General features: G+C 73.5%; 34 protein-coding genes. 19 read left to right on the top strand and 15 right to left on the bottom strand.

What is annotated here, in order from left to right:
* The first annotated feature begins 22 nt into the window (after positions 1-22).
* Together J3A75_RS31150 and J3A75_RS31145 are read left to right on the top strand one after the other, a co-directional pair.
* Positions 23-703 (top strand): amino acid ABC transporter permease, encoded by a 681-nt coding sequence (locus J3A75_RS31150; protein WP_012321834.1) that lies wholly within the window; start codon positions 23-25, stop codon positions 701-703.
* On the top strand, positions 700-1461 hold the full coding sequence (locus tag J3A75_RS31145; protein ID WP_209650901.1) for an amino acid ABC transporter ATP-binding protein: 762 nt from the start codon (positions 700-702) through the stop codon (positions 1459-1461). Before J3A75_RS31150 ends, J3A75_RS31145 begins: the two co-directional genes overlap by 4 nt.
* A gap of 23 nt (positions 1462-1484) precedes the next feature.
* Here the strand turns inward: J3A75_RS31145 and J3A75_RS31140 are convergent, their stop codons facing one another.
* The 3 genes from J3A75_RS31140 to J3A75_RS31130 all read right to left on the bottom strand — a co-directional run bounded on the left by J3A75_RS31140 (position 1485) and on the right by J3A75_RS31130 (position 4331).
* Complete coding sequence (locus tag J3A75_RS31140) at positions 1485-1640, bottom strand: hypothetical protein (RefSeq protein WP_012321832.1); 156 nt, start codon at positions 1638-1640, stop codon at positions 1485-1487.
* A complete protein-coding gene (locus tag J3A75_RS31135) occupies positions 1637-2146 on the bottom strand; it encodes a DUF2243 domain-containing protein (protein ID WP_012321831.1) in 510 nt (169 codons plus the stop codon). The genes J3A75_RS31140 and J3A75_RS31135 overlap by 4 nt, the downstream gene beginning before the upstream one ends.
* 175 nt (positions 2147-2321) lie before the next feature.
* The gene (locus J3A75_RS31130) at positions 2322-4331 is read right to left on the bottom strand and encodes an OPT family oligopeptide transporter (RefSeq protein ID WP_071000251.1); all 2010 of its coding nucleotides are present in this window, start codon (positions 4329-4331) and stop codon (positions 2322-2324) included.
* 207 nt (positions 4332-4538) lie between these two features.
* On the opposite strand from J3A75_RS31130, the gene J3A75_RS31125 reads away from it, so the two are divergent.
* Positions 4539-4988, top strand: a complete 450-nt coding sequence (locus J3A75_RS31125) for a DMT family transporter (protein ID WP_024828504.1) — start codon at positions 4539-4541, stop codon at positions 4986-4988.
* 43 nt (positions 4989-5031) lie between these two features.
* Entirely contained in the window at positions 5032-5475 is a 444-nt protein-coding gene (locus tag J3A75_RS31120; protein ID WP_012321828.1) for a DMT family transporter, read from the top strand.
* An 11-nt stretch (positions 5476-5486) separates the two neighbouring features.
* Here the strand turns inward: J3A75_RS31120 and J3A75_RS31115 are convergent, their stop codons facing one another.
* Positions 5487-6215, bottom strand: coding sequence for an SDR family oxidoreductase (locus J3A75_RS31115; RefSeq protein ID WP_012321827.1), 729 nt, complete (start codon positions 6213-6215; stop codon positions 5487-5489).
* 257 nt (positions 6216-6472) lie between these two features.
* Here J3A75_RS31115 and J3A75_RS31110 point away from each other — a divergent pair, with 257 nt between their 5' ends.
* Entirely contained in the window at positions 6473-7645 is a 1173-nt protein-coding gene (locus J3A75_RS31110; RefSeq protein ID WP_245295838.1) for a DUF305 domain-containing protein, read from the top strand.
* A 62-nt stretch (positions 7646-7707) separates the two neighbouring features.
* Entirely contained in the window at positions 7708-7932 is a 225-nt protein-coding gene (locus tag J3A75_RS31105) for a hypothetical protein (protein WP_012321825.1), read from the top strand.
* Between the two features lie 64 nt (positions 7933-7996).
* On the opposite strand, the gene egtD is transcribed toward J3A75_RS31105, so the two are convergent.
* The 3 genes from egtD to gntA are packed head-to-tail and all read right to left on the bottom strand — an operon-like array spanning position 7997 to position 10693.
* Positions 7997-8956 carry an L-histidine N(alpha)-methyltransferase gene (gene egtD / locus J3A75_RS31100; protein ID WP_053621863.1) on the bottom strand — a complete coding sequence of 320 codons (960 nt, stop codon included), beginning with the start codon at positions 8954-8956 and terminating at the stop codon, positions 7997-7999.
* Positions 8953-9927 carry a methyltransferase gene (locus J3A75_RS31095; protein WP_024828507.1) on the bottom strand — a complete coding sequence of 325 codons (975 nt, stop codon included), beginning with the start codon at positions 9925-9927 and terminating at the stop codon, positions 8953-8955. The genes egtD and J3A75_RS31095 overlap by 4 nt, the downstream gene beginning before the upstream one ends.
* 10 nt (positions 9928-9937) lie before the next feature.
* Positions 9938-10693 (bottom strand): guanitoxin biosynthesis heme-dependent pre-guanitoxin N-hydroxylase GntA, encoded by a 756-nt coding sequence (gene gntA / locus J3A75_RS31090; protein ID WP_024828508.1) that lies wholly within the window; start codon positions 10691-10693, stop codon positions 9938-9940.
* 391 nt (positions 10694-11084) lie between these two features.
* Here gntA and J3A75_RS31085 point away from each other — a divergent pair, with 391 nt between their 5' ends.
* On the top strand, positions 11085-11669 hold the full coding sequence (locus J3A75_RS31085) for a YgjV family protein (RefSeq protein WP_058607816.1): 585 nt from the start codon (positions 11085-11087) through the stop codon (positions 11667-11669).
* A gap of 103 nt (positions 11670-11772) precedes the next feature.
* A complete protein-coding gene (locus tag J3A75_RS31080) occupies positions 11773-12510 on the top strand; it encodes a DUF4336 domain-containing protein (RefSeq protein ID WP_071000249.1) in 738 nt (245 codons plus the stop codon).
* Positions 12511-12788: 278 nt separating this feature from the next.
* Here the strand turns inward: J3A75_RS31080 and J3A75_RS31075 are convergent, their stop codons facing one another.
* The 4 genes from J3A75_RS31075 to J3A75_RS31060 all read right to left on the bottom strand — a co-directional run bounded on the left by J3A75_RS31075 (position 12789) and on the right by J3A75_RS31060 (position 14121).
* A complete protein-coding gene (locus J3A75_RS31075) occupies positions 12789-13082 on the bottom strand; it encodes a hypothetical protein (RefSeq protein WP_071000248.1) in 294 nt (97 codons plus the stop codon).
* A 59-nt stretch (positions 13083-13141) separates the two neighbouring features.
* Positions 13142-13447 (bottom strand): hypothetical protein, encoded by a 306-nt coding sequence (locus tag J3A75_RS31070; protein ID WP_071000247.1) that lies wholly within the window; start codon positions 13445-13447, stop codon positions 13142-13144.
* Positions 13448-13512: 65 nt separating this feature from the next.
* On the bottom strand, positions 13513-13710 hold the full coding sequence (locus J3A75_RS31065) for a hypothetical protein (RefSeq protein ID WP_012321817.1): 198 nt from the start codon (positions 13708-13710) through the stop codon (positions 13513-13515).
* A gap of 21 nt (positions 13711-13731) precedes the next feature.
* Positions 13732-14121 carry a hypothetical protein gene (locus J3A75_RS31060; protein WP_071000246.1) on the bottom strand — a complete coding sequence of 130 codons (390 nt, stop codon included), beginning with the start codon at positions 14119-14121 and terminating at the stop codon, positions 13732-13734.
* 230 nt (positions 14122-14351) lie between these two features.
* Between J3A75_RS31060 and J3A75_RS31055 the strand changes: the two genes are divergently transcribed.
* Together J3A75_RS31055 and J3A75_RS31050 are read left to right on the top strand one after the other, a co-directional pair.
* Positions 14352-14615 carry a hypothetical protein gene (locus tag J3A75_RS31055; RefSeq protein ID WP_071000245.1) on the top strand — a complete coding sequence of 88 codons (264 nt, stop codon included), beginning with the start codon at positions 14352-14354 and terminating at the stop codon, positions 14613-14615.
* Between the two features lie 150 nt (positions 14616-14765).
* Positions 14766-14954 (top strand): hypothetical protein, encoded by a 189-nt coding sequence (locus J3A75_RS31050; protein ID WP_012321814.1) that lies wholly within the window; start codon positions 14766-14768, stop codon positions 14952-14954.
* Positions 14955-14969: 15 nt separating this feature from the next.
* On the opposite strand, the gene J3A75_RS31045 is transcribed toward J3A75_RS31050, so the two are convergent.
* Entirely contained in the window at positions 14970-15215 is a 246-nt protein-coding gene (locus J3A75_RS31045; RefSeq protein WP_012321813.1) for a hypothetical protein, read from the bottom strand.
* A gap of 155 nt (positions 15216-15370) precedes the next feature.
* Between J3A75_RS31045 and J3A75_RS31040 the strand changes: the two genes are divergently transcribed.
* On the top strand, positions 15371-15538 hold the full coding sequence (locus J3A75_RS31040) for a hypothetical protein (RefSeq protein WP_209650900.1): 168 nt from the start codon (positions 15371-15373) through the stop codon (positions 15536-15538).
* A gap of 45 nt (positions 15539-15583) precedes the next feature.
* Here the strand turns inward: J3A75_RS31040 and J3A75_RS31035 are convergent, their stop codons facing one another.
* Both J3A75_RS31035 and J3A75_RS31030 read right to left on the bottom strand, forming a co-directional pair.
* A complete protein-coding gene (locus tag J3A75_RS31035) occupies positions 15584-15913 on the bottom strand; it encodes a hypothetical protein (RefSeq protein ID WP_234741029.1) in 330 nt (109 codons plus the stop codon).
* Positions 15914-15998: 85 nt separating this feature from the next.
* Complete coding sequence (locus J3A75_RS31030; RefSeq protein WP_071000244.1) at positions 15999-16757, bottom strand: CDP-diacylglycerol diphosphatase; 759 nt, start codon at positions 16755-16757, stop codon at positions 15999-16001.
* Between the two features lie 96 nt (positions 16758-16853).
* Between J3A75_RS31030 and J3A75_RS31025 the strand changes: the two genes are divergently transcribed.
* The 7 genes from J3A75_RS31025 to J3A75_RS30995 all read left to right on the top strand — a co-directional run bounded on the left by J3A75_RS31025 (position 16854) and on the right by J3A75_RS30995 (position 22892).
* Positions 16854-17279 carry a hypothetical protein gene (locus J3A75_RS31025; protein WP_024828514.1) on the top strand — a complete coding sequence of 142 codons (426 nt, stop codon included), beginning with the start codon at positions 16854-16856 and terminating at the stop codon, positions 17277-17279.
* A 184-nt stretch (positions 17280-17463) separates the two neighbouring features.
* Positions 17464-17766, top strand: a complete 303-nt coding sequence (locus J3A75_RS31020) for a hypothetical protein (RefSeq protein ID WP_012321808.1) — start codon at positions 17464-17466, stop codon at positions 17764-17766.
* A gap of 360 nt (positions 17767-18126) precedes the next feature.
* A complete protein-coding gene (locus tag J3A75_RS31015) occupies positions 18127-18669 on the top strand; it encodes a MucR family transcriptional regulator (protein WP_012321807.1) in 543 nt (180 codons plus the stop codon).
* 240 nt (positions 18670-18909) lie between these two features.
* The gene (locus J3A75_RS31010) at positions 18910-19170 is read left to right on the top strand and encodes a hypothetical protein (RefSeq protein ID WP_024828515.1); all 261 of its coding nucleotides are present in this window, start codon (positions 18910-18912) and stop codon (positions 19168-19170) included.
* A gap of 124 nt (positions 19171-19294) precedes the next feature.
* Positions 19295-20362 (top strand): phosphatase PAP2 family protein, encoded by a 1068-nt coding sequence (locus J3A75_RS31005; protein WP_058606332.1) that lies wholly within the window; start codon positions 19295-19297, stop codon positions 20360-20362.
* 65 nt (positions 20363-20427) lie between these two features.
* Positions 20428-21357 carry an oxidoreductase gene (locus J3A75_RS31000; RefSeq protein WP_012321804.1) on the top strand — a complete coding sequence of 310 codons (930 nt, stop codon included), beginning with the start codon at positions 20428-20430 and terminating at the stop codon, positions 21355-21357.
* 59 nt (positions 21358-21416) lie between these two features.
* Positions 21417-22892, top strand: coding sequence for a protein adenylyltransferase SelO (locus J3A75_RS30995; protein WP_012321803.1), 1476 nt, complete (start codon positions 21417-21419; stop codon positions 22890-22892).
* A 16-nt stretch (positions 22893-22908) separates the two neighbouring features.
* Here the strand turns inward: J3A75_RS30995 and J3A75_RS30990 are convergent, their stop codons facing one another.
* Positions 22909-23124, bottom strand: coding sequence for a hypothetical protein (locus tag J3A75_RS30990; protein ID WP_024828518.1), 216 nt, complete (start codon positions 23122-23124; stop codon positions 22909-22911).
* Between the two features lie 440 nt (positions 23125-23564).
* Here J3A75_RS30990 and J3A75_RS30985 point away from each other — a divergent pair, with 440 nt between their 5' ends.
* Positions 23565-24497, top strand: coding sequence for an ABC transporter substrate-binding protein (locus J3A75_RS30985; RefSeq protein WP_024828519.1), 933 nt, complete (start codon positions 23565-23567; stop codon positions 24495-24497).
* Positions 24498-24510: the final 13 nt, after the last annotated feature.

The following is a 24510-nucleotide window of genomic DNA, read 5'->3' as shown; positions in this document are numbered from 1 at the left end:
GCCCGGTAGGAGACGCCGCCCCGTGCCGCACTGGCTCGACCTCATGCTCCAGTCGCTGGGGCCGCTGCTCGCGGCCGGCCTGCGCTTCACGGTGCCGCTGACGCTCATCGCCTTCGCGCTCGGCCTCGCGCTGGGACTCGGCACCGCCCTCGTGCGGCTGTTCGCGCCCCGGCCGCTGGCGGCGTTGGCGTGGCTCTACGTGTGGATCTTCCGGGGCACGCCGCTCCTCGTGCAGCTGTTCGTGATCTTCTACGGCCTGCCGAGCACCGGCATCCTGATCGACGCCTTCCCGGCCGCCGTGATCGGGTTCACCCTCAACGTCGGCGCCTACACGTCCGAGATCGTCCGCGCCGCCATCGCCTCCATCCCGAAGGGGCAGTGGGAGGCGGCCTACGCCACCGGGATGACGCCGGTCCAGGCCCTGCGCCGCACGATCCTGCCCCAGGCGGCGCGGGTGGCGGTGCCGTCGCTGGCGAACTCCTTCATCGCGCTGGTGAAGGACACCTCGCTCGCGGCCGCCATCACGGTGCCGGAGCTGTTCCAGGCGGCCCAGCGCATCGTCGCCGTCACCTACGAGCCGCTGATCCTCTACATCGAGGTGGCGCTGATCTACCTCGTCCTGTCGACGCTGCTGTCCTGGCTCCAGACGCTGCTGGAGCGGCGCCTCGGGCGCTACGGCGGCTACCTGGAGGCCCGCGCGTGATCGCCCTGTCGGCCATCGAGAAGCGCTTCGGCGACAACCCCGTCCTGCGGGGCGTCGACCTCGCGGTCCCGGAGGGGCGGGTCACGGCGCTGATCGGCCCGTCGGGCTCGGGCAAGTCGACGCTCCTGCGCTGCGTGAACCTGCTGGAGGTCCCGCAGGCCGGGACGCTGACCCTCGGCGACGTCCGCCTCACCTTCCGGCCCGGCAGCCCGCCGGCGCGGCGGGACGTGCTCGCCGTGCGCCGGCAGACCGGCATGGTGTTCCAGAACTTCCAGCTCTTCCCCCACCGGACGGTGATGGAGAACGTCACCGAGGGGCTCGTCACCGTGGCCAAGTGGCCGCAGGCCCGGGCCCGGGCGCGCGCGCTGGAGCTGCTGGAGCGCGTCGGCCTCGCCCACAAGGCCGCGGACTGGCCCGCCAGCCTGTCGGGCGGCCAGCAGCAGCGGGTGGCGATCGCCCGGGCGCTGGCCCCCTCCCCGCGCCTGCTGCTCTGCGACGAGCCGACCTCGGCCCTCGACCCGGAACTCGCCGCCGAGGTGGTGGACGTGCTGGCCGGCCTCGCGGGCGCCGGCACGACCATGCTGATGGCGACCCACGACCTGCGCCTCGCGCGGCGCGTCGCCGACACGGTGGTGTTCCTGGAAGGCGGGCGCGTCGTCGAGCAGGGCGCGGCCGCGGACGTCTTCGCCCGGCCGGCCGATCCGCGCAGCCGCCGGTTCGTCCGGACGCTGCTCGGCGAGGCGGCGGACGAGGCCTGACCGGCACGGGCCGGACGCGCGGATCAGCGCGACAGGCAGCGCAGGGTGAGAAGATCCTCGACGGTCAGCGCGGTCCCGAAGATCAGCGGCCGCCAGGCCGGCAGGGTGGCGAGGATCAGGCCGGCCGTCAGGGCGAGCCAGGGCAGGACCGGTCGGAGGCCGGGGCCGGCGGCCCTCACGCGGGAGACCGCGCCAGCGACGCCTCCTCCCCGCGGCCGACCAGCACGAGGCCCAGGCCCGCGGCCAGCATCGCCCCGCCCCAGAGCAGGAAGCCGAGGTCCCAGTACAGCCACTGCTCCCGGGGCGTCAGCTCGTTGACGTGGTGCACGCCGAGGATCTCGTGGTCGATCACGCCCTCGACGAGGTTGAACAGGCCCCAGCCGATCAGGAGCGACCCGGCGAGCAGCTTGCTGGACCAGTAGAGGTGCGTGCGGTGCGCGGCGCGCCAGAGGATGAACAGCCCGAGGACCACGAAGACGTAGGTCGCGCTGTGGAAGATGCCGTCCCAGCGGGTGTTCAGTTCGAGGTTCGGGATCGTGTCGATCGGGTACCAGCTGCTCAGCATGTGGTGCCATTGCAGCACTTGGTGCAGCACGATCCCGTCGAAGAAGCCGCCGAGGCCGAGCCCGAACAGGATGCCCGCGCTCAAGGGGAAGACCCGTTCCCGGGTGTCAGCCGCTCTCATGCGCAACTCCAGCGTGGCGGATGCCGAGGTAGCGCGTCGCCCTCCTCGCGGCGGGCGCAGCGAAGCGCCGCGGGACACGCGGCATCCGTGAGCGTCGTGTCGTCCGGGCGGCTTCGCTCCGCCCGCGCGGACGACGGCGTCCTGGGGGAACCCGCTCCGGAACCCGGCGGATCCGTCACGCCCCCCGCTGGGCCGCGGCCGGCGTCGAGACCATCCGCAGGTAGACGGCGAGGCCCGCCAGGAACACGGCGAGGCCGAGCCCCGTGGCGTAGGGCGCGAAGCCCTTGCCGGCGACGGCGATCGCCGAACTGTGCCCAGCCAGGAGATCGGTGCCGGCGAGCAGCACGCCGATGCAGCTCTCGCCGACGAGGAATCCGGAGGCGAGGAGCACGCCCCGCCGGCGGGCGTACCCCACTGCCTTGTCGGCCTTCGCGTCCCCCTTCGGTCCGACGCGGGCGCGCAGCCGGCGCTCGGCGATCCAGCCGAGGACGCCGCCGATCGCGATCGTCATCTCCACCGAGAGCGGCAGGTACATGCCGATCCCGACCGTCAGGGCCGGGAAGGTGAGGTCGCGCCGCTTCAGCCAGGTCTCGGCCGCCACCAGCACCACCCCGAGCCCGGCCCCGATCAGCACCATGGTCCAGGGCAGCTCGCCGTGCGTGATGCCGTTGGCGATCTGGGTCATCAGGGCCGCCTGGGGCGCCGGCATGGCGCTCCCCGCGTCCTGCCCGTCATGCGCGGGCGCGCCGACGAAGCCGTAGGCCTCGTAGAGCAGCGACAGGAGCGGGGCGATCACCACGGCGCCGACCCCGACGCCGAGGATGAGCGCGACCTGCTGGTGCCAGGGCGTGGCGCCCAGCACCTGCCCGGTCTTCAGGTCCTGCAGGTTGTCGTTGGCGATCGACGAGGTGGTGATGATCACGGACGTCAGCAGCAGCGCCATGCCGGTCACGAACCGGTCCCCCTCGGGCCCCGCGGAATGCCCCAGGATCAGGGGCAGGAGCAGCGCGGTCGCCATCGTGGTCAGGATGCCGATCCCCGAGATCGGGCTGGACGAGGAGCCCAGCAGGCCCGCGAGGTAGCCGCAGGCCGCCGCCATCAGGAAGCCGAACAGCACCGTGAACAGGGTCGCGGCCACCGCCAGCACGATCATCAGGCCGCCGAGGTCGGCCGGCGCGGCGAAGTACGCGAACAGGATCGCGAGCGGCACGCACAGGGCCAGCGTCGCGGCGGCGACCCAGGTGATCGGCAGGTCGCGCTCCTCGCGCGGGTGATCCTTGCCGAGACCGCCGCTCCCGGACAGGGCGGCGCGGATGCTTCCGAAGATCGGGCGCGCCAGCGAGCCCACGGTCCACAGCCCGCCCACCGCGATGATGCCGGCGCCCATGAGGCGCACCTGCCCGGACCAGACCGCCTCGGCGGCCGCACCCGCGGACTTGCCGGGGTCGGGCGACAGGGCGGTCAGCATCGGGACCGCGATCCCCCAGGCGATCAGGACGCCGGTCAGCAGCGCGAGGCAGGCGCCGATGCCCACGAGGTAGCCGACGCCGACCAGCGCCAGCGAGAAGCCGGTCCCGGTGCGGAACACCGCGCCGCCGAGGCTGACCGCGCCGTTGAGGCCCTCGCCCAGGACCTTCAGCCCCGTGGTGGCGAGCCCGATCGTCCCGGCCGCCGCGGCGGCCCCGAGCAGGTCGCGCAGGCCGCGGCCGCCCTGCTCCTCGTGCCCGGTCTTGAGAACCTCCGCGGCGGCGATGCCCTCGGGATAGGGGAGATCGCTGCCCGACACGAGGGCGCGGCGGAGCGGGATCGAGAAGGCGACGCCGAGCAGACCGCCCAGCAGGCAGACCGCCGTGGTCTGCCAGAACGGGAAGCCGTGCCAGTGGCCGACGAGGACGAGGCCGGGGAGAGCCAGGATGACGTTGCACAGGGTGCCGGCCGCCGAGGCCTGGGTCTGCACGATGTTGTTCTCGAGGATGCCGGCGCCGCCCATCAGCCGGAAGGCGCCCATCGAGATCATCGCGGCCGGGATCGAGGACGAGAACGTCATCCCGGTCTTCAGGCCCATGTAGAGGTTGGCGGCCATGAACACGACGGTGATGGCCGCGCCGAGCGCGATCCCCCGCAGGGTCAGCTCGGCCTGACGGTCCTGCGTCTTCGGCGTGATCGTCGGGCTGCGGGCGTCCATCATCCACTCGGGCTGCGGAAGGCACAGCACGCGAGGGGCCGGAAACGTTCCCGCGCCGTCGCCGGCCGGGCGGCCTCGCCCGGTCCCTGGGGCGATCTGTCCCGCCGCGGACCGAGCATCGTGATGCAGTCACCCGGCGCGGCGGCGGGTTTGACAGCAGACCGCCCCGTCCGGGTGCGGACCTCTCCTCCTCCGGAATGCGCCGCCGTGTCCAAGTGGTACCTCTACGGCATCGCCCTCGTGGCCGGGGTTGCGAACGCCATCGAGCCCGGCCAGAACGCCACGCTGGCGAAGGTCACGGGGCAGCCGATGCTCGCGGGCCTCTTCTGCTTCGGCCTCGCGATCGCCTGCTTCCTCGCCGCGATGGTCGTCGCCCGGCTGCGCGGCCGGACCCGGGCCGAAGCGGCCACGCCCGTCCCCTGGTGGGCGTGGCCGGGCGGCATCCTCGGGGCCACGGTCGTCCTGGCGCAGCTCTACATCTCCGAGAAGGTCGGCGCGGCGCCGTTCCTGGGCTGCGTGATCACGGCGGGCGTGGTCGGCTCCATCATCCTCGACCATCGCGGCCTCGTGGGCTTCGAGCGCCACCCCGCCGGGCGCTGGCGCGTCCTCGGCGGCGCGCTGATGGTCGCGGGCGTCGCCCTCGTGGCGGCGTTCTGACGGGTCGGTCGATCCGAACGCCTCGCACCCTCAGGATCCCAGCATGCTCTTCCTCTACGGCTTCGCGCTGCTCGCGGGCGTCGCCACCGCGATCGAACCGGGCCAGAACGCGGGCCTCGCCAAGTCCCTCGCGCGGCCGCTTCTCGCCGGCGTGGTGAGCCTCGTCGTCAGCGTCGCGGCGATCTCCGTCGCCATGCTGGTGACGGGGCAGTACGGGCTGCCGCCGGTGGACCGCCTCGCGCAGGTGCCCTGGTGGGCGTGGCTCGGCGGCCTGATGAGCGCGGGCCTCACGATGGCGCAGCTCTCCGTGTCCAAGCGGATCGGGGCCGCCACCTTCCTCGGGCTGATCGTGACGGCGGGCGTCGTCACGTCGATCCTGCTCGACCATTTCGGCTTGGTGGGCTTCAAGGTCCACGAGGCCGGCCTGTGGCGCGTCCTGGGCGGCGCCCTGATGATCGGCGGCGTCGGGCTCGTCGCGCGGTTCTGAAGCCCGCCCGGTCAGATCGTCCAGCCGCCGTCGATCACGACGGCCTGGCCGGTCGTGTAGGTCGCGCCCGCGAGGTAGACGGCGAGGTCGGCGATCTCCTCGGGCGTGCCGAGCCGGCCGATCGGCTGGCGCGCGATGAAGGCCGCCCGGGTCTGCTCGTAGTCGCCCTGCTGGCGGATGCGCTCCTGCAGCGACGGGCTCTCCACCGTGCCGGGGCAGATCGCGTTGCAGCGGATGTTGTGGCCGACATAGTCGGCGGCCACCGCCTTGGTCAGCCCGATCACCGCCGCCTTCGTCACCCCGTAGGCGCAGCGGTTGGGTACGCCCTTCACCGAGGAGGCGACCGAGGCCATGTTGACGATGGCGCCGTCCCGGCGCTCCAGCATCCCGGGCAGGACAGCCCGGATCGTGCGGATCATCGCCTTCACGTTGAGGTCGAGGGCGAAGTCGAGCTCGTCGTCGCGCATCTCCAGGATGGTGCCGGCGTGCACGGTGCCGGCGCAGTTGAACAGGATGTCGACCGCGCCGATGCGCGCGACCAGGGCCCTGACCGCGTCCCCGTCCAGCACGTCGAGGGTCGCGGTGCTGAGGGTGTCGGCGCGCAGCGCGGCGAGGGCGTCGGCGTTGATGTCGGTGGCGTGGACCCGCGCCCCGGCGCGGGCGAAGGCGAGCGCGCTGGCGCGCCCGATCCCCTGCCCCGCCGCCGTGACCAGGACCGTCTTTCCGGAAAGATCTGCCATTGCTCGCTCCAGCAGGCTGCGCGTCGCCGCGACGGTGTCCGGACCGGGTCGCGCGGGTCGCGCCCGGCGGGGCCGCCGATCAGGTCCGGAGGCCCGGCTGAGCGGCCCATCCTTGTAGGTTCTGACCGCGCCGGGCTCCAGGCCCGATCGTCCCGCGCGCCCCGCCCGGACACGACAGAGGCGGCGTTTCCAACATAGGCTGTCGCCCGCCCGCATCCGGCCCCGTATGGCGACTGCGATCACGAGCGGGGCAGCGCGTGCGCCGAAACCTACGACGCCTCTGGTCGGGCGAGGCCGGGATCACCTGGCGCGCCGCCATGCTGCTCGGCCTGCTCAGCAGCACCGTCTCGACGCTGTTCAGCCAGCTCACGGCGGCCCGGATCGGCCGGGACGCCGCCGTCGACTGGATGGTGGTCGCCGCGATCCCCCTGCGCGACGGCGCCCTCCAGGTGGATCCGTCCGGTCCGGTGATTCTCGCCGGCATCCTGTTCCACCAGTGGGCGGACTTCTCCTGGGCCGTGGTGTTCTTCGGCCTGCTCGGGCGCTGGACCGGCCGCCTCGGCCCCTGGACGCTCGCGCTGGTCGCGCCGGCCTGGGCGCTGCTCACCTCGGCGAGCGAGTGGCTCGTGCTCGTTCCCCTGCTGCCGTTCCGGCAGCCGATCTTCCCCCTGGAGCAGCCCTACTGGATCGGCTTCCTGGTCCACGCCACCTCGGCCTCGCTCTACCCGCTGTTCCCGTACCTGCGGGACGCCGTCGCCGGGCGGCGCCCATCGCCGCATCGCCGGTTCGCGGCCGGCTGGAGCGGCGCCACGCTGCTGATCGGCGGGTTCCTCGGGGTGCTGGCGCTCCTCGGCGCGCAGGGTCGGGAGATCGCCTGGATGGGCCGCGACCCGGCCTTCGACCAGGCTTACATGCGGCGCATGATGGCGCACCACCGGCAGGGAATCGACCTCGCGAGGCTCGGGGCCGAGCGCGCGCAGGACGCGCATCTCCGGGCCCTCGCCCGCCTGATCGCCGCCGCCCAGAGCGGCGAGAACGCGGTCTTCGATCAGTGGTGGCGCAGTTGGTTCGGGGCCGCGTCGCAGATCTGCGCGCCGGCGGAAGAAGCGTCGATGCCGGGCATGCTGGAGCCCGGCCGGATCGACGCGCTCCGCGGGATGCCCGGCAAGGCCTTCGACGCGCAGTTCGTGGCGCTCATGACCGTCCACCACGTCGGCGCCATCCGGATGGCCGACGCCGCGATGGCCGAGGCGTCCGATCTCCGCCTGCGGATCATGGCGCAGGCGATCCGCCACGGGCAGCGCGGGGAGATCGCCCTGATGCGCGGGGTCGAGGGGCCCGAGGCGGTGCGGGTGGCGCTGGGCAACCTCGTCCTGCCGGCCGGCGACGCGGCCCCCGACCGGGCGGCCGCGGATCGGCCGGCCCCGTAGCGTCGGATCCGGGGCCGGCGTTCGGGCGTTCTCCCGGAATCGTCGTTCTATGGAGGATCGCCGTGGGGCTCGCCGCCTTCGTCTTCTTCGTCGTCCCGTGGATGGCCGTCGCGATCTGGATGTCGATGCGCCCGTCCGGCGCGCGCCTCGGTACGCCGGCCGCCCCCTGGCGCCCGCTGACCGATTACCCGCCGCCGGCCCGGGACCAGCGGCGGGCCGGCGAGACGCGGAGCATGGAATCGGGCTCCGCCCACGACGGCAAGCACGCGCCGATCGAGGCCGTCTAGGGCGCTCGCCGCCGCGGCGGATGCCGGCTCGGCGCGCGCGTCAGAACGCGGGCTTCGAGCCGGGTCAGGGCTCCGCCTGCAGCAGGTGGAGGTTGAAGTCTCCGCCCTCGCCCTTCCAGAGGGCGCGGGGCTGCCAGCCGCTCTCGACCGCGAGCGCCCGGAAGGCGTCCGCCGGGTACTTGTGCGAGATGTCTGTCCGGATGCTCTCGGCGGCCGCGAACGCGATCGTCCGGTCGCCCAACCGGTAGGTGGCGGGCCGCGTCGCGACGAGGTGGGCCTCCACCCGCAGCGGGTCCGGGCAGATCCGGACGGCGTGCCGGAAATTGTCGCGGTCGAAGTCGGCGCCGAGTTCCCGGTTCAGCCGCGTCAGGATGTTGCGGTGGAACGCGGCCATCAGGCCGTCGGCGCGCCCGTAGGCGCGCTGCAGGCGGTCCGGGTCGGCGGTGCCGTCCGCGCCGACGAGGAACAGGCTCGGCCCGAGCGTCGCGCGCGCGCGCTCCAGGAACAGCCGGGCCTCGCGCGGATCGAAGTTGCCGATGCTCGTCCCCGGATAGAAGCCCAGGATGCCGCCCGGCCCCGCCGCGCGCGGCAGCCGCACCGGCTGCGAGTAGTCGGCGCAGACCGGGATCATCGGGATGCCGGGGTAATCGGCGGCCAGCCGCCGGATCGCGGCCTCCAGGTACGCCCCCGAGATGTCGATCGCCACGTAGGCCGCCGGATCGGGCAGCGCGTCGAGGAGCGTGCGGATCTTGCGGCTCGCGCCGCTGCCGAACTCCACGACCGTCACGCCCGGCGGCACCCGGCGCGCCACGTCGGCGGCGGCCTGGGGCAGGACGGTCATCTCCTGCGCGGTCGGGTAGTAATCGGCGCTGTGGCAGATCCTGTCGAACAGGTCCGAGCCGGTCTCGTCCCAGAGATACTTTCCCGGCAGCGTCTTCGGCTCGGCGGTCAGGCCCGCGAGGGCGTCCTGGAGGAAGGCGTCGGTCGAGGCGTCGGTCGAGCTGTCGGTCGAGCTGTCGGTCATGGCCGGGTCGCCGGGCGCGTGGCGGTCAGGATCACGAGGGCGAGCCGCTCGACCGCGTCGTAGGCGTCGGTCGCCAGCTCCTCGCCGTACTCGTCGGGGTCGAACTCGCGGTAGGTCCAGTCCAGTCCGGACCGGCCGCAGAGGTCGGCCACGGCGTCGCGGAACGGGTCCTCCCCGTCGACGATCGCCGCGCCGGTGAACAGCACGAGGCTGCCGCCGGGCGCGAGCCGCCCGGCCGCCTGCTCGGCCACCGCGAGCGACAGCCCGGCCCCGAGGGGACCGCCGCCGTGCCGGTAGGCCCGCTCCGCCGTGTCGATCATGAAGGGCGGGTTCGACACGATGAGGTCGAACTGGCCCTCGACGTCGCGCAGCATGTCGCTGCGGCGGACGTCGACCCCGTCGGTCCCGGCGAGCCGGGCGTTGACGCGCGCCGCCCGCATGGCCGCCGGGTTGATGTCCACGAGCACCACCTCCGCGCCCGGCGCCCTCTTGGCGACGCAGATCCCGGCCGCGCCCGAGCCGCAGCCGATATCGACCGCCCGGCGCACCGGCCGCGACCGCCCCTCGAGATGCGCGATCACAGCCGCGGCGAAGCGCATCGTGTCGGGACCGAAGAACACCGCGTCGGCCGCGCTCGGGGGATACGCGGAATGCGCGAACAGCTCGCCGTCGAGGCTGGAGAAGCGCAGCGTCGGCCGCAGCAGCGGGCCGTCCTCGATCACGGCGCCGGCCGCCCGCATCAGGCGCAGGATCGGCTCCGGGACCAGGTCGGCGCGGAACGGCCGGCTCCAGCCGAACACGTCGCGCAGGCTCCGGGCCTCGGCGTTGCGCGGCCGGGCGTTGACGTGCGCGTGGGTGGCCGGCGTCACCGTGGTGAAGCTGTAGCCGGTCTCGCGCAGCGCGCGCCCGAGCGACAGCACCGCCTCCTCGTCCTCGGGAAACGGAACGGCGGTCGGAACGGAACGCGTCATCGGTCGGCCCTCAGCTGTCCATCTGGCGCACCACGAAGGCGCCCGATGCGAGATCGGCGGCGACCTGCTGGGCGTCCCAGGTCGGGGGCGCCTCCCCGCGGCGGAACGGGCAGGCCCAGTCGTCGGGAACGGCGCGTCCGCTGAACTGACGGGCTGCCGAGCTCTCGCCGTGCTGGGCGAGCATGGGATTGATCGTCCCGGTCCAGGCGGCGTCGCGGTCGACGATCGCGGTGCGCAGGCGCTCGTAGCGGCCCGCCGCGCGCAGCCGCTCGAACTGGTCGTGCAGGTTGAACACCAGGGCGGGCGTCTCGAAGCGCCGGGCCCGGCGGCTCGCCCCGGGATGCAGCCCGACCAGGAAGAACCCCTGGCCGCCGAGGCTCAGCGAGAAATGCGGATCGTCCGGGTCGGCGGCGACGCGGGGATCGTAGGCCTGACCGAGGCGCTGGTCGGTGTCGGAGAGCGACTGGACCCGCCGCCACAGCGCCGCCTCGAAGGCCTCCTCCGTGAGCGTGCGCGGCCCCTCGAACAGGACCGCGAAGCTCTGGAACAGGCTCGGCTGCGCGCGGTACCGACAGATGAAGGCGAGCAGCGCCGGATAGATGCGGGTATCGTCCCGGTCGGAGGTGATGTCGCGGGCGACCACGATCTTCATCTGACCGCGCGAGAGGGCGGATTTGGCGCCGACGCAGGGAAACGGGGCATGCTGGATGAAGTCCCGGAACCGCGCGGCAACGGGATGATGCTCGTCATTCGTGGGAAGCTGCATGTGAGCGTTGGTTCACACCACCGAGATCGGGCGCGCACGCACACCCCCGCCCGACCGGCCGAGGTGTCGTCCCGACTTGAATGCCCGGAAAACCGGAGCCCGAGGGCATTGTTCCCGATCGAACACAGCCATACCGCGATTAATGTATGTTAATCCCCGAATTGATAGATAGGAAATCGACTGAATACTTGGGTGGCGGCGACGGTGATCTCGATCGACCGGTGGCCGAATGCTCGGGGGCGCTCACAGGGCGCGCGGGATCGCGGTGCGGCAGCGCGGCCACGCTCGCCGCGTCGTGATCCGTGCCGGAGACGGCGTTAACCATCCGATTACCGCGCGATCCTAGCGCGATCGACTGAAACGGCGCCGTCGCGCCGGCCGGTCGCGCACGATGAACGCCGCATCTTACCTGTATTCCTGGTCCGCCGCCGCCGCGACGCACCTCGATCTGTTCGGTTCCCTGGGCCTGATCCTGGGTTTTACTGCGGGGGTGATGCCGCGGCGGACCTGGATCCTCGCGGCCTCGGCGGCCTGTGCGGCGTGCTTCGGTGCCCATTACCTCACGCTCGGTGCGCTCACCGGGACGGCGATGTGCGCCATCTCGGTGCTGCAGAGCCTCGTCTCCCTCCGCTGCGTCGGCGCGCCCGGCCGGAGCGGCTGGGTCCCGCCCGTCTTCGCCGCGAGCACCCTCGCGGCGGCGTGCCTGACGGCGGCCACGTGGAACGGGTGGCCCTCGGCCTGCGCGGCGACGGGCTCGCTGCTCGCCACCGGCGCGCGCCTCCAGGCGGCGCCGCAGACGATGCGCCAACTCTTCCTCGGTGCCTCCCTGTGCTGGGCCGGGCACAATCTCCTGGTCGGCTCGGTCTTCGGATTGACCTGCGACGTGCTGACGATCCTCGGCCTCGTGATCGCGCTGCTGCGCGCCGTCCCGGTTCCGCCGCTCGAGCCGGTCGGGCCCGACTGCGCGCGGGCGTGAGGCGCACCGGGCCTGCGGCGATCGATCCGGGAAACCCGCCGCGGCTCCGCTGTTGCACAGGTGCGGGGCCGTGCCGGCCCGCGGCCGAGGAAGAGAGCGGGACTTGCCCGAAGCGACCTATCCGCCCCTCGACGTGCTCAAGCCGGTGGCCGACGGCGTCTGGATCGTCGACAGCGGGCCGCTCCGCGCCCTCGGCATACCCCTGCCCGTCCGGATGACCGTCGTCCGCCTCGCGGACGGAGCGCTCTGGCTGCACTCGCCCACGCGCTTCGACGCGGGCCTGCACCGAGCGATCGCCGCGCTGGGACCGATCCGCCATCTGGTCGCGCCCAACATCGCCCACTGGACCTACCTGAAGGACTGGCAGGCCCAGTGTCCGGAGGCTCTGACCTGGGCAGCCCCGAACCTGCGCGAGCGTCGCCAGGTCCGCCGCTCCGGCCTGCGCGTCGACCGGATCCTGGAGGACGCGGCGCCGCCCGATTGGGCGGCGGACCTGCGCCAGGTCGTCGTGCCGGGCGGGTTCGGGTTCCGGGAGGTCGCGTTCTTCCACGGCGCGAGCCGCACCCTGATCCTGACCGACCTCGTCCTCAACCTGGAGCCCGCGAAGATGCCGGCGCTCCTGCGCCCGTTCCTGCGGCTCGCCCGCATGACGCCGCACGGCGAGCCGCCGCCCTATCTGCGCCTCGTGATCAGGCTCCGGCGGCGCGACGCCGCGCGGGCGGCCGCGGATCTCGTCGGCCTCGCGCCGGAACGCGTCGTGTTCGCGCACGGCCTCTGGTTCGCCGCGGACGGTGCGGCACGTCTGAGACGCTCCCTCCGCTGGCTCGGGACGCCGTCCTGAGCATGGCCGCCGTCGGCGTCAGGCCGCGGCGATCCGCTGCCGCATGATCCGGGCCCGGCCCCGCCGGCAGGTCCGCGGACAGCGGCGGCGCGACGGGCCCGATCGGGCCGAACCCGGCCGCCAGGAACCACTTCCCGGCATCCGCGTCGCGCCGCGCGATCAGCCCCTCGCGGCGAAGTTCCGGCCCCGCACCGCTCCGGAACACCGCCGGGACCGCGCGGTCGGCCAGCCACGGACCGGCGGCCGCGCAGGGCGGGATCGCGGCCGTCCCGGCCGGCTCAGGCGCGGCCCATGGCGACCGATCCGTCCGCCCGGTTCAGGGCGCTGACCCGGGGCCCGCGGAGACGCGGGTTCTGCTGCTCCAGCGCGTCGAGGACGGCGTTGGCAGCCTCGATGATCGCGCCCGGCGATCCGCCCGGGATCTCGGGCCGGATCGCCTCGGCGAGACGCGCGAGGCAGGTCTGCTCGATCTGCGGATGATCGGCGCCGGCGGCCTGGCGCCAGTAGGCGGCGTAGACGTTCTCGGCGATCGTTCGGGCCGTCCGATCGTCGCCCGGCGTGTCCTGCTCCATCGCGTCCCTGCCTCGATCGCGTGATGACCGGCACAAGGGCGGCGACGGCAGCGGTGCGTTCAAGGCTCTCCGGGGAAGTCCTTTTCCGGACCGTCCGCCCCGCCGCCCTCCCCGCCCTCCCCGCCTTCGGCGGGATCGGCTCCCTCGATCGCGCGGGCGAGCTCGGTCAGCACCTCCTCCACCATCGGCGGCCAGGGTGCCCGCTCCTCGTCCATCAGGCGCGCCGCGCCGACCAGCGCCGAGATCTGCGCCTCGTAGACCGGCCGGCCCACCAGCTGCGCGTAGCGAACCCGCGCCGCGAGCGCCGTGGCGAGGCGCTGAACCTCCGCGATCTTCGCGCTCGGCGCGCCGCTGCCGTCGCCCATCCGTCCACCCCCTCGGGATCCTCAGAGATCCTCATAGGCCATGGCCGGGATGCAGTCAGGACCGGCTACCAGGCTTCGAGGATCCGGCCGCCGACGAGGGCGACCACGAGGCCGACCAGCAGCGCCAGACCGATGTCCCGGAGCGGCGCGGTGATCCAGCCGGTCTCGGGAACCGGGGGCGCCACGAAGCGCGTCAGGCTCTCGGGCAGGGCCGGCGCCGGCGGCACGGACCTCCGCCGCAGGCCGTTGCGGATGCGGTGCATGGGCGCGATCCCCGGGCGACCTCAGGCGGTCTCGACTTGGCGGGACGCGGCCGCCGGCTGGGCCTTCCGCGCGGACGTCTTCGGGCGAACGAAATCGCCGAGCGGCTTGCAGGTCGGCAGGCCGATCACCTCGACCGAGCGGGGCGCGGCCTGCGGCAGCGCGGTGTGCGGAACCGGGGTCTCCGTCCCGTCCGCGGCCTCGGCCTGCCCGTCGGCGGAGTCCGGCAGCTCGACGCGGTGCCCGATCAGGTAGGCCTCGATGTCGATGAGGCGGTGGCGCAGGCGCCAGATGTCGTTCTCGACGCCGTTGATCTGCACGAGGAGGTCGGAGACGGTGCCCTGACGCGCCGCGATGGCCGAGAGCACGGTGGCCCGCTCGTTCAGCAGAACGGCCTTGACGGTCGGGTTCATGACGTACGCCTCCGAATGTTACGGCACCACGATTCGCGAATTCGGAAGCGAAGACAGTTCTCAAAATGGCTTAGCCGTTACGCCCGAAGGTGAGCCGCCGCATTCGCTCGCCGAACGACTCGCGCCGCGACGGCGATCGCGCGGATGGCTGACGGAGGCGGACGGGAACTTCTCGCGCGCGCGTGCGTCAGTTTCGCACAGACCGACGCACGCAGCGCTGGGAGCTTCACATGCGCAGATCCGCGACTCTCGCCATGGCCGCCGCCCTGACCCTGGCCTCCGTCACCGCCTGGGCCGATCCCGTGAGCCAGACGGGCACCGGCGGCGGCCCCGCCACCACCGCCAAGGCGCCCCACACCGCCGCGACCGGCCAGACCGTGCCGAATCCCGGCGCCCTCGGCCCGAACGAGACCGGCAGCATCGAGCGCCGCGACGCCGTCGAGGAGCGCAACGACGCGATCACCCGCGGCATCTGCATCGGCTGCAGCCGCTGAGGTGTCGGTGCGCCGAGGGCGGGACGTCGATACGGCCGCGTCATGACCGCGGTTCATGGCCGGGGCGCCGCGGCCGCGGCCGGGGCTTGAAGCCGCGGCCGTCCTGGCCCACATCAGCGCGCCTCACCAACCATGAACAGGAGTGAACACGTGGCAAACGAGTCTGTCGAACAGGCGGCAGAGAAGACCTATTACGGCCTGACCCTCTCGCAGCACGCCGAGCGGATCCGGAAGCTCGCGACGGAACGCGGCCTGACCGGGGAGACCTTCGACCGCGTGACCGCCCAGGCCGTGGCGATGATCCCGACCATCAAGGTGACCGACGCCGCCCAGCGGTGAGCCGGGCCGGGCCGATCACTGCTCGGCCCGCAGCCCCTTGAGGATGCGCCGGGCGATGGTGCGCACGGCCTCATCGTCCCGCGCCTCGCCCTCGACCGTATCCCACAGGTGGGCGAGGCTGCCCTCGAGCTCGTCCAGCAAGTCCGGGTGCCGCCGCGCCAGGAACCGCATCGTCCCGAACAGGAGATGCTCGGTCGCCATCTCGCGCCGGCGCGCCTCGGTGACGGGATCCGCGTGCGGTTTGGTGGTCTGATCACTCATGGTCGGGCAACGGCCCGAGCGGGCCGCGGTTCGCCGGGCCGAGCGCGGTGCGACGCCGCGGATGGCACCGCGCTCGGCCCGGTGCGCGCGACCGGGAACAGCGCCGGACCGGCCCGGTTTGCCGGTCAGGACAGGGCGTCCGGAGAGGGCAGACGATGGCCGAGGCGGATCCGCGCAAACCCGGGGACGAGGCCCCGCCCGGCACGCCGGGCACCGGCGAGAACCTGTGCCGGACCTGCGGCGGCACCGGCAAGGTCGCCGACGCGCAGTGCTCCGAGTGCCGAGGCACCGGCATGGTGACGACCGGCATCGGCGGGGCCTGACGCCGCACCGCCCCGCTCAGGGGTCCGCTCGGAGCCGCGGCGGGCTCAGCGCCGCAGCGCGCCGAACCACGCGGTGAGCGGTTCCACGAACGCCGCCCAGGTCCGCGACCACACCGTGCCGGTGCGCGCGTCCGCCGGGCGCGAGCCGGACATCAGGGCCGCCACCAGGGCATCCTCGCGGGTCTTGCACTCGTCGAGGGCGTTGCGCTCGTCGCCGGCGCGGCTCTGCCCGGTCGGCTGATGCCCCGAGGCGTCCCGCAGGCAGCGGTGCCAGGCGCGCTCCAGCTCGGCCGGATCGGTCGCTCCGGCGGCCGGCGCCGCAACCGCAGGTCCGGTGGCCAGGAGGAGCATCGCGGACAAGCTGAGCACCGGCATGCGCATGCTCGCTCTATGCCCGATTCGCGTCCCGGAGGGATAGAACGTAGCAGCAACAGTGGTCGCGGCTCGGCGCGGTCGCCGGTCAGCCGGACCGATCGTGCTTGGCCATCCGGCAGCTGTGATCCATCAGGTACTCGGCGCTGGCCTCCGGCTCCCGATACGCCAGCAGAATCATCCCGCCCCGCGGATCCCCGGGATCGGCTTCCACCGCCGCGAAGCTCGCGTCGTGCAGCCGGCCCTGCCAGCCGGGCACGCGGGCCAGCGCGGCGAACGGGTTGAACGCCGCCATCGCGTCCGCCGGGACCCGCATGGCGACGTAGGGCACCTCCTCGAGCGGCACCGGGAACGGGGCCCAGCTCTCGCCGACGGCGTCGCCGTGGGCCTTCAGGGCCGCCACGACGCTCCGGCGCATGCAGTCGAGGTGGATGTGCAGCTGATCCTGGCTGCGGCCGCCCACGGAATTGACCTCCAGGCCGACCGCAGAGGCGGGCAGACGGCCCTGCAGCGCGTCCGACACGTAGTGCCGGGCCGCGAGCGCCGCCCGCCAGTAGGCCGCTCCCCGAGGCCCCTGGAGCACGGAGGCCTCGATGCCCGAGACGCTGTCGGTGGGCATCACCACCGTGTGGGTGGGCTGGCCCGGCGCGCGCAGCACCGCCGTTCCCGGGCGCGCCGCGTCGCCGAGGTCGACCGCGAGGCAGGGAAAGCTCCGGCCCGCGGCCTTTTTGGCGAGCACGCAGCCCTGCAGCGCCACCCAGAGCACGTCCCGGACCGGGTTGGCCGCGATGGCCGCCGGCATCGCCGCGAAGGCGAGGAGGGTCGCGACGACCAGAGTACCACGCATGATCAGATGTTCCGGTCCCCGGCCGTTGTTATGATACGTCCGGCGGCGCGCCAGCAGTGTACGCGGCCGCCGTCGCCGTGAGGTTACGTTTCCGCGATGCTGAGATGGAACGCGCAGTGGCAGGGCCTGATACGGGTCGCGGCCTGGATCCTGGTGGCGCTGATCGCCGCGGTCACGCTGGTGCCGATCGGCCTCCGCCCGGTGGTCACGGCCGATCCCAGCTTCGAGCGCGTCGCGGCCTACGCGGTGGCCGGGCTGCTCATGACGGTGGCCTACCCGCGGCACTGGCTCTGGATCCTGGCGGGCACCGTCGTGCTGGCCGGCGGCTTGGAAGCCGGCCAGACCCTCACCGGCACCCGCCACGGCCGGTTCGACGACTTCCTCGTCAAGGCCGCCGCCGGCCTCGTCGGGGCCCTGGCGGGCCGCCCGCTCGCGATCCTGGCCGACCGCTACCGCGCCGGCGGCACCGTGACCGGCACCACCCTGGCCGGCCGCGATCTGGGCGACCGCACCTGCGGCTGAGTCGCGGCGGGCCCGGTCCGCCGCCATCTCGGACACGGACGGCGCGCGGCGCCGCGGGCCGTCACCGCGCCCATGCCGCCGGTGCATGGCCGCGGCGCCGGTCCGGTGCCGGGCGACGGGCTCCCGGTGGAAACCGCCGAGCTTGACCCGCGTTGCCCGAAGGGGCTCTCACGCGGGGTGCTGCATGTTCGGCGCGGCCAAGCTCACGGGACGGTTCTGGTTTCGCAAGACGTGGACGGGCAAGCTGGTCCTGCTCGTCGAGGAGGAGAGGCCGCGGTGGTTCGGCCGCTCCGGCCTCACCAAGCTTCGCTGGCGCGACGCCCGCCTCCTCGACCTGGCCGAGGCGCCGATGCGCACCCTGATGACTCTCGAGCGCAGCTACCGGGCCGACTACGCGGCCGGGCCAGCCCGGGTCCTGCAGGCCGTCGTCCCGCCCGGGGCGCGCGGCGCGATCACCACACCGATCGGGACCGCGGCCAACGCCTGAGCGTCGCCGCGGCGCGAGGGCGCGGGCCGAGCATGGAGGGGCAGGGCTCGGCCCGCCTGTCGTTCGGCTTCTTACCCCCAAAGCCGGAGCGACCCTGCCAGTCACCATGGCAGGGTTAACGCTTCCTGAAGAGCCCGCGGCTGGCCGGTCGGTGGGCGGCGGCGGAACGCGCGCCGCGACCCGCGGGTCGGCCCCGGGGCGGCGGAAAGATCGGGCACGAAGAGCGCCATTGATCTATGTTGGTATTCGCCACTCCATTCGGTAGATAACAGGCATAATGGGTTATCTCCGTGCAGATAAGGCCTTGACTGTCGAGAAGCGAATCCACGTTCATGAATCACTCACACGTGAGAGGCGCCCATGGAAGATAGCAATCCTGCACCGCATCAGGACCCGATCGATTTCGTCGAGCTGACTGCCGATATTGTTTCGGCTTATGTCGCCAACAACTCCGTTCCGGTTCCCGACCTCCCGTCGCTCCTGTCCGGCGTCCACGCCGCGCTGGCCGGTCTCGGCCACACGACGGGCTCGTCCGAGCCGGAATTCAAGAAGGCGACGCCCGCGCAGATCAAGAAGTCGATCACGCCCGACGCCCTGATCAGCTTCATCGACGGCAAGCCGTACAAGACGCTGAAGCGGCATCTCACCGGCAACGGCATGACGATCGAGCAGTACCGGCAGCGCTACGGGCTGCCGCCGGACTACCCGACGACCGCGTCCAACTACTCGGCGATGCGCGCCGAGTTCGCCCGCAACGCCGGCCTGGGGCACAAGCGCCGCAGCCCGGCCGCCAAGCGGAGCGAGCCCGCGGACTCCGTCGCGGCGGATGCCGGCGCCGGCACCGGCACCGGCACGAAGGCCACCAAGAGCCGCAAGACCCGGAAGGCTACCGCGGAGGCGTGAGAGCCCCGGCCGCGCGCTCCGGCGCGCGCTCTGCCGGCGCCCACCGCGCCAGGACCTGAGATGACGGGACCGGGTACGGCCTCGCCGGACCCACCCGTCACCTCCCGGCCGGTCCCGGACCGGCCCGCGCCACACCGGCCCGTCCCGTGCGGGCCCCTCCGCCGGTCGGCGCGTCGGAACGACGCCTGCGGCCAGCCGTTGGGCCGGTTGAACGCCCGACCGCGCCCGACGGAGCCGAGCTTGACCCGATCGATCCCCGCCCTTCTCCTCGCCGCCGCCACGTTGGCCGCCCTTCCGGCCGCGGCCCTCGCGCAGGATCGGCCCGGAGCCGGAGCGGCGCCTCCGGTCGAGACCGCGCCGAAGCCGGCAGCCGACACGAAGGATCCGGGCAAGACCGCCACGGAGGCCGTCACGCATCCGTCCGCCGTGCCGCCGGCGGAGGGCGAGGTCGGCACCGGCAAGCCCCCGGCCACCGGGGACGCCCCCACGACCGGCCGGTAACGTCCGCCCCCGCGAACCCCACCCTGTTCGCCCGTCCGCCTGCGCGGCCGGCGGGCCTCTCCCTGTCGCGGCCGAGCCCCGTCGCGGCCAAGCATCGGCCCTGTCGGGCGAGGTGAGCCGGATCATGCGTCCAGACCGGGTCGTTCACACCGGCCGCGAGCCCATCGTCCCCGTTCGAAGCCCCGCCGGCACTGGGTCGCGCCTGCTGCGCCGGCACAGCGCCGGCATCGCCGCGCCGGACCCGCGTCTCTGGGCGCTGACCCTGGCGATCATCGCGGTCGACGCCGTCTGGATGGCGGCGTCCGGCATGGCCGTCGAGCCCCTGGGCTTCGGCCTCGCCGCCTTGGCCGTCCTCGTCCTGCTGCTCGCCGCGGCCTGCCTGAGCACGGTGAAGTCCGATCCGCCCCTGCGGGGCATGGCCCTGGCGAGCGCGTTCCTCATCGCCTTCACGGTGCCGGTGGCGGTCCTGCATTTCCTCGCCGCCGGGATCGGGCTGCCCTTCGTCGATCCGGCTTTGGCCCGCATCGAGACCGCCCTCGGCTTCGACTGGACGGGCCACGTGGCCTTCCTGGCGCGGCATCCGACCCTGTCGTGGTGGCTGGCGCTCGCCTACCATTCCAGCGGCCCGCAGGTCGGGCTCGTGGTGATCGCGCTGAGCGCGACCCGCCGGCTCGGCCGGCTCTGGACCTACATCCGGCTGTTTTCCGCGACGCTGCTGTGCGTGATCGGCCTCGCCGCCCTCCTGCCGGCGCTCGGCCCCTACGCCCACTACGCCCCGCGGGTCGTCCCGTCCGAGCCCCTGGAGACGGTCGGCGCGCTCTGGCACCTCGAGCCGGTGGCGCGGCTGCGGGCCGGCACCCTGCACACGCTGGCGCTCGGCGACCTGCGCGGCCTCGCGACCTTCCCGTCCTTCCACGTCTGCCTCGCGCTCCTCACGGCCTGGGCGCTGGCGCCGGTGCCGCTCCTCGGCCCCCTGGCCGCCCTGCTCAACGCCGCCGTGATCGTCGCGACCCTCGGGTCGGGCGGCCACTACCTGCCGGACGTGCTGGCGGGGGGGCTCCTGGCCCTCGCGGCCCTGGCCTGCCGGGCCCGGCGGCGCGGGCCGACGGCCGATCCGGCCGCGCGCGGTCCGGCCGCCCGGAGGATCGAGGCGCTCGACGCGATCGAGACGATCCGGCCCGCCGACGCCTGAGGGCCGGTCCGGCCGCGAACAACCCCGCGCCCGGCGGATTAGCCGAGGAGCGGAGAGGCGCGACGATGACCCGGACCCGGTGGACGACCCGCGACATGCCGAGTCAGGCCGGACGGCACGCGATCGTCACCGGCGCGACCAGCGGGCTCGGCTACGAGGCCGCCCTCGCCCTCGCGGGGGCGGGCGCCGCGGTCACCCTCGCCGCCCGCGACGGCGAGAAGGCCCAGCGCGCCATGGCGTCGATCCGGCACCGTCACCCGGAAGCGCGGCTGGCCTTCCGCCGCCTCGACACCGCCAGCCTCGCCTCCGTGCGCGCCTTCGGCGAGGCCTGCCGCGCGGACGGGCAGCCCGTCGACATCCTGCTGCTCAACGCCGGCATCGCCTCCGTGCCGCGGCGCGAGGAGACGGGGGACGGGTTCGAGCGCCAGTTCGGCACCAACTATCTCGGCCATTTCGCGCTGACCGGGCTGCTCCTGCCCCTGGTGCCCGCGCGGGTGACCTCCCGGATCGTCCCGGTGGCGAGCCTCGCCCACCGGCCCGGACGGATCCACTTCGACGACCTCCAGCTCCGGCGCGCCTACGGGCCGCAGAAGGCCTACCGGCAGTCGAAGCTCGCGATGCTGATGTTCGGGCTCGAACTCGACCGCCGCCTGAGGGCGGCGGGGGCGCCGATCCGCGCGATCCCGGTCCATCCCGGCGCCGCCCGGACGGACGTGTTCCGCCGCGGCGACCGGGCAGGCCCCGTCCAGCGCCTTGCCGGGCACCTGATCTTCGCGGTGATCGGCCAGCCCGCGGCGCGGGGCGCGCTGCCGCTGCTCTTCGCCGCCACCGCGCAGGAGGCCGAGGGCGGCGCCTATTACGGTCCCGACGGGATCTGGGAGCTGCACGGCCATCCGGCCCGGGCCGACATCGCCGCGCAGGCCCGCGACACCGCCGCCGCCGCGCGGCTCTGGTCGGTATCCGAGGCCCTCACGGGCGTCGACTGCACCGTCTGATCCTGCGCCCCCGACGGGCGCCGCTTGCCCCCCGACCCCGCTCTCCATAGATCCCGACGATGACGGCACTCCCCTTCGACAACAGCTACGCCCGCCTGCCGGAGCGCTTCTACGCGCGCCGGCCGCCGACGCCGGTGGCGGCGCCGCGCCTCGTCCGGCTCAACCGCCCGCTCGCCGAGGAGCTCGGCCTCGACCCGGACTGGCTCGCCGGCCCGGACGGCGTCGCGGCGCTCGCGGGCAACACCGTCCCGGACGGCGCCGACCCGATCGCCGCGGCCTATGCCGGGCATCAGTTCGGCCAGTTCGTGCCGCAGCTCGGCGACGGCCGCGCGGTCCTCCTCGGCGAGGTCGTCGACCGCAACGGGCACCGCCGCGACATCCAGCTGAAGGGCGCGGGCCCGACGCCGTTCTCCCGGCGGGGCGACGGGCGGGCGGCGCTCGGCCCGGTCCTGCGCGAGTACCTCGTCAGCGAGGCCATGGCGGCGCTCGGCATCCCGACCACCCGGGCCCTCGCCGCCGTGACGACCGGCGAGCGGGTCGTGCGCGAGACGCTCCTGCCCGGCGCGGTCCTGACCCGCGTGGCGGCGAGCCACATCCGGGTCGGCACCTTCCAGTTCTTCGCGGCGCGGGGCGACGTCGAGGGCCTGCGGGCGCTCGCCGACCACGTCATCGCCCGGCACCATCCGGACGCCGCCGGGGCCGCCAACCCCTACCGCGCGCTCCTGGAGGGCGTCGTCGCGGCCCAGGCCGACCTCGTGGCCCGCTGGCTGCACGTCGGCTTCGTCCACGGGGTGATGAACACCGACAACATGTCGGTCGCCGGCGAGACGATCGATTACGGGCCGTGCGCGTTCCTCGACGCCTACGATCCCCGGACGGTCTACAGCTCCATCGACCGCAACGGCCGCTACGCCTACGGCCAGCAGCCGCGGATCGCGCTCTGGAACCTGACGCGGCTCGCCGAGACCCTGCTGCCGCTCCTCGCCGAGGCCGAGGACGCCTCGGTCGCCGAGGCCGAGGCGGCGCTGGCCACCTACGCGCCGCGCTTCGAGGCGGCCTATCACGGCGGCCTCGCCCGCAAGCTCGGACTCGCCGAGACCCGGGACGGCGACCCGGCCCTGGCGGGCGACCTCCTCAAGCGCATGGCCGAGAACCAGGCCGACTTCACCCTGACGTTCCGCGCCCTCTGCGCCGCCGCGGAGCGCCCGGACGCCGATGCGACCGTGCGCGACCGGTTCGTCGATCCGACGAGCTACGATGCCTGGGCGGCCGACTGGCGCGCGCGGCTGGCGCAGGAGGCCCGCGACCCGGCCGAGACCGCCGCCGCGATGCGCGGGGTGAACCCGGCCTTCATCCCGCGCAACCACCGGGTCGAGGCGATGATCGAGGCCGCCGTGGAGCGGGACGACTTCGCGCCGTTCGCGACGCTCCTCGCCGTGCTGGCCCGCCCCTACGACGACCAGCCGGATCACGCCGCCTTCGCCGAGGCGCCCGCGGGCGGCGGCGTCGGCTACCGGACCTTCTGCGGCACCTGAGCCCGGGCGCCGCCGGTCAGGACCGCGGCCAGGTGAAGATCTCGCGCACCCCGCCCGCGTGGCGAAACCAGTGGACGCGGGTCGCTGGATTGAAACCGTGATCCTGGTACGAAGTGGCGATCACCGACACGAGAGTCTCGGCCGCCGAGCGGTCGTGAATGTCGTAGGCCAGAAGTTTCGGAGCACCGTCGGTCTCGCGGGTGAGATCGCGAACCAGAATCGAATACGACATATCCCCCCTCCTTTCGACACGAAGCATGTACTCAAGATTATATCTCCAACGCCAGGATCGTTCGCGGAAGGATCATGTAAAGGTTAAACAACGTTAACGGGAATGTGTTGATTTGATACGGCCCCGGTTGGACTCGCCGAGCGCGGCGGTCATCCCGGCGGTTCCGCGGGTCGCGACGCCGGATCGGTCCGGGGCGAGAGGCGAGGCTGTCGACCGGGCTCGAGCACCGAATCACGCCGCGGCACCGGCCCGAGAGCTGCTCCCGATCGTGTCGCAGCGGTCTGGACGGACGACGATCCGGGTGGAGAAAGTCGCGCCATGCCCCCTCTCACGTGCGGCACAGGCTCGGCGCGCCTCCGCCTCAACTCGATCGGGACCGGCCCTAGATGAAGGCGAGCGCCCGACCGGACCTGACGGGCGCCGGAGCGGACCCGGAGGCCATGGTGAAGCGGATCCGGGCGGGTCTCGTCGCGGCAGGACTCGCGCTGCTGGTCGCCCAGTGCGCGCCCACGCCCGGCGCGCCGGCGGCCGGGATCGTCGTCGCCTCCAAGCTCGACACCGAGGGCGGGGTGCTGGGCAACATCATCCTGCAGGCGCTGCAGGCCCGGGGCCTGCCGATCGTCGACAAGATCCAGCTCGGCGCGACCGCGATCGTCCGGCAGGCCCTGATCGAGGGGCAGATCGACGTCTACCCGGAATACACCGGCAACGCGGCGTTCTTCTTCGGGAAGGCCGATCTCCCGGTCTGGAAGGATCCGGAGGCGGCCTACCGCACGGCCCGGGACCTGGATCGCGCGGCCAACGACCTCGTCTGGCTGACGCCCGCCTCGGCCAACAACACCTGGGCGATCGCCGTGCGCCAGGAGATCGCGCGGGCCGCGGGCCTGAGGACCATGAGCGACTTCGGCCGCTACGTGGCGGGCGGCGGCGCGATCAGGCTCGCCGCCTCGTCGGAATTCGTGACCAGCCCGGGGGCGCTGCCGGCCTTCGGCCGCGCCTACGGCTTCACCCTCCGGCCGGACCAGCTCGTCATCCTGGCCGGGGGCGACACGGCCGCCACGATCGCGGCGGCGGCGCGGGGCACCTCCGGCACGAACGCCGCCATGGTGTTCGGCACCGACGGCAGCATGGCGGTCGCGCGCCTCGTGATGCTGGACGACGACAAGGGCGTCCAGCCGGTCTACCAGCCGGCGCCCGTGGTCCGCGGCGCGGTCCTCAAGGCCCATCCGGAGATCGCCGCGGTGCTGGACCCGATCTTCCGCAGGCTCGATCTGGCCACGCTCCGGGATCTCAACGGGCGGGTCCAGATCGGCGGCGAGCCGGCCTCCGCGGTCGCGGCGGACTTCCTCCGGCGGAACGGGTTCGCGCGCTGAGCCGGTCACGCGG

Source organism: Methylobacterium sp. PvP105, assembly GCF_017876975.1.
In the GTDB taxonomy this organism is placed as follows: Bacteria; Pseudomonadota; Alphaproteobacteria; order Rhizobiales; family Beijerinckiaceae; genus Methylobacterium; species Methylobacterium radiotolerans.
This window is presented reverse-complemented; position numbering and strand designations above follow the sequence as displayed.

Coding starts and splice junctions, on each gene's coding strand:
- J3A75_RS31135 (WP_012321831.1), bottom strand. CDS start 2,146: ATGAGAGCGGCTGACACCCGGGAACGGGTCTTCCCCTTGAGCGCGGGC.
- J3A75_RS31130 (WP_071000251.1), bottom strand. CDS start 4,331: ATGGACGCCCGCAGCCCGACGATCACGCCGAAGACGCAGGACCGTCAG.
- J3A75_RS31120 (WP_012321828.1), top strand. CDS start 5,032: ATGCTCTTCCTCTACGGCTTCGCGCTGCTCGCGGGCGTCGCCACCGCG.
- J3A75_RS31115 (WP_012321827.1), bottom strand. CDS start 6,215: ATGGCAGATCTTTCCGGAAAGACGGTCCTGGTCACGGCGGCGGGGCAG.
- egtD (WP_053621863.1), bottom strand. CDS start 8,956: ATGACCGACAGCTCGACCGACAGCTCGACCGACGCCTCGACCGACGCC.
- J3A75_RS31095 (WP_024828507.1), bottom strand. CDS start 9,927: ATGACGCGTTCCGTTCCGACCGCCGTTCCGTTTCCCGAGGACGAGGAG.
- gntA (WP_024828508.1), bottom strand. CDS start 10,693: ATGCAGCTTCCCACGAATGACGAGCATCATCCCGTTGCCGCGCGGTTC.
- J3A75_RS31085 (WP_058607816.1), top strand. CDS start 11,085: ATGAACGCCGCATCTTACCTGTATTCCTGGTCCGCCGCCGCCGCGACG.
- J3A75_RS31075 (WP_071000248.1), bottom strand. CDS start 13,082: ATGGAGCAGGACACGCCGGGCGACGATCGGACGGCCCGAACGATCGCC.
- J3A75_RS31070 (WP_071000247.1), bottom strand. CDS start 13,447: ATGGGCGACGGCAGCGGCGCGCCGAGCGCGAAGATCGCGGAGGTTCAG.
- J3A75_RS31065 (WP_012321817.1), bottom strand. CDS start 13,710: ATGCACCGCATCCGCAACGGCCTGCGGCGGAGGTCCGTGCCGCCGGCG.
- J3A75_RS31060 (WP_071000246.1), bottom strand. CDS start 14,121: ATGAACCCGACCGTCAAGGCCGTTCTGCTGAACGAGCGGGCCACCGTG.
- J3A75_RS31055 (WP_071000245.1), top strand. CDS start 14,352: ATGCGCAGATCCGCGACTCTCGCCATGGCCGCCGCCCTGACCCTGGCC.
- J3A75_RS31045 (WP_012321813.1), bottom strand. CDS start 15,215: ATGAGTGATCAGACCACCAAACCGCACGCGGATCCCGTCACCGAGGCG.
- J3A75_RS31040 (WP_209650900.1), top strand. CDS start 15,371: ATGGCCGAGGCGGATCCGCGCAAACCCGGGGACGAGGCCCCGCCCGGC.
- J3A75_RS31035 (WP_234741029.1), bottom strand. CDS start 15,913: ATGCCGGTGCTCAGCTTGTCCGCGATGCTCCTCCTGGCCACCGGACCT.
- J3A75_RS31030 (WP_071000244.1), bottom strand. CDS start 16,757: ATGCGTGGTACTCTGGTCGTCGCGACCCTCCTCGCCTTCGCGGCGATG.
- J3A75_RS31025 (WP_024828514.1), top strand. CDS start 16,854: ATGCTGAGATGGAACGCGCAGTGGCAGGGCCTGATACGGGTCGCGGCC.
- J3A75_RS31020 (WP_012321808.1), top strand. CDS start 17,464: ATGTTCGGCGCGGCCAAGCTCACGGGACGGTTCTGGTTTCGCAAGACG.
- J3A75_RS31015 (WP_012321807.1), top strand. CDS start 18,127: ATGGAAGATAGCAATCCTGCACCGCATCAGGACCCGATCGATTTCGTC.
- J3A75_RS31005 (WP_058606332.1), top strand. CDS start 19,295: ATGCGTCCAGACCGGGTCGTTCACACCGGCCGCGAGCCCATCGTCCCC.
- J3A75_RS31000 (WP_012321804.1), top strand. CDS start 20,428: ATGACCCGGACCCGGTGGACGACCCGCGACATGCCGAGTCAGGCCGGA.
- J3A75_RS30995 (WP_012321803.1), top strand. CDS start 21,417: ATGACGGCACTCCCCTTCGACAACAGCTACGCCCGCCTGCCGGAGCGC.
- J3A75_RS30990 (WP_024828518.1), bottom strand. CDS start 23,124: ATGTCGTATTCGATTCTGGTTCGCGATCTCACCCGCGAGACCGACGGT.
- J3A75_RS30985 (WP_024828519.1), top strand. CDS start 23,565: ATGGTGAAGCGGATCCGGGCGGGTCTCGTCGCGGCAGGACTCGCGCTG.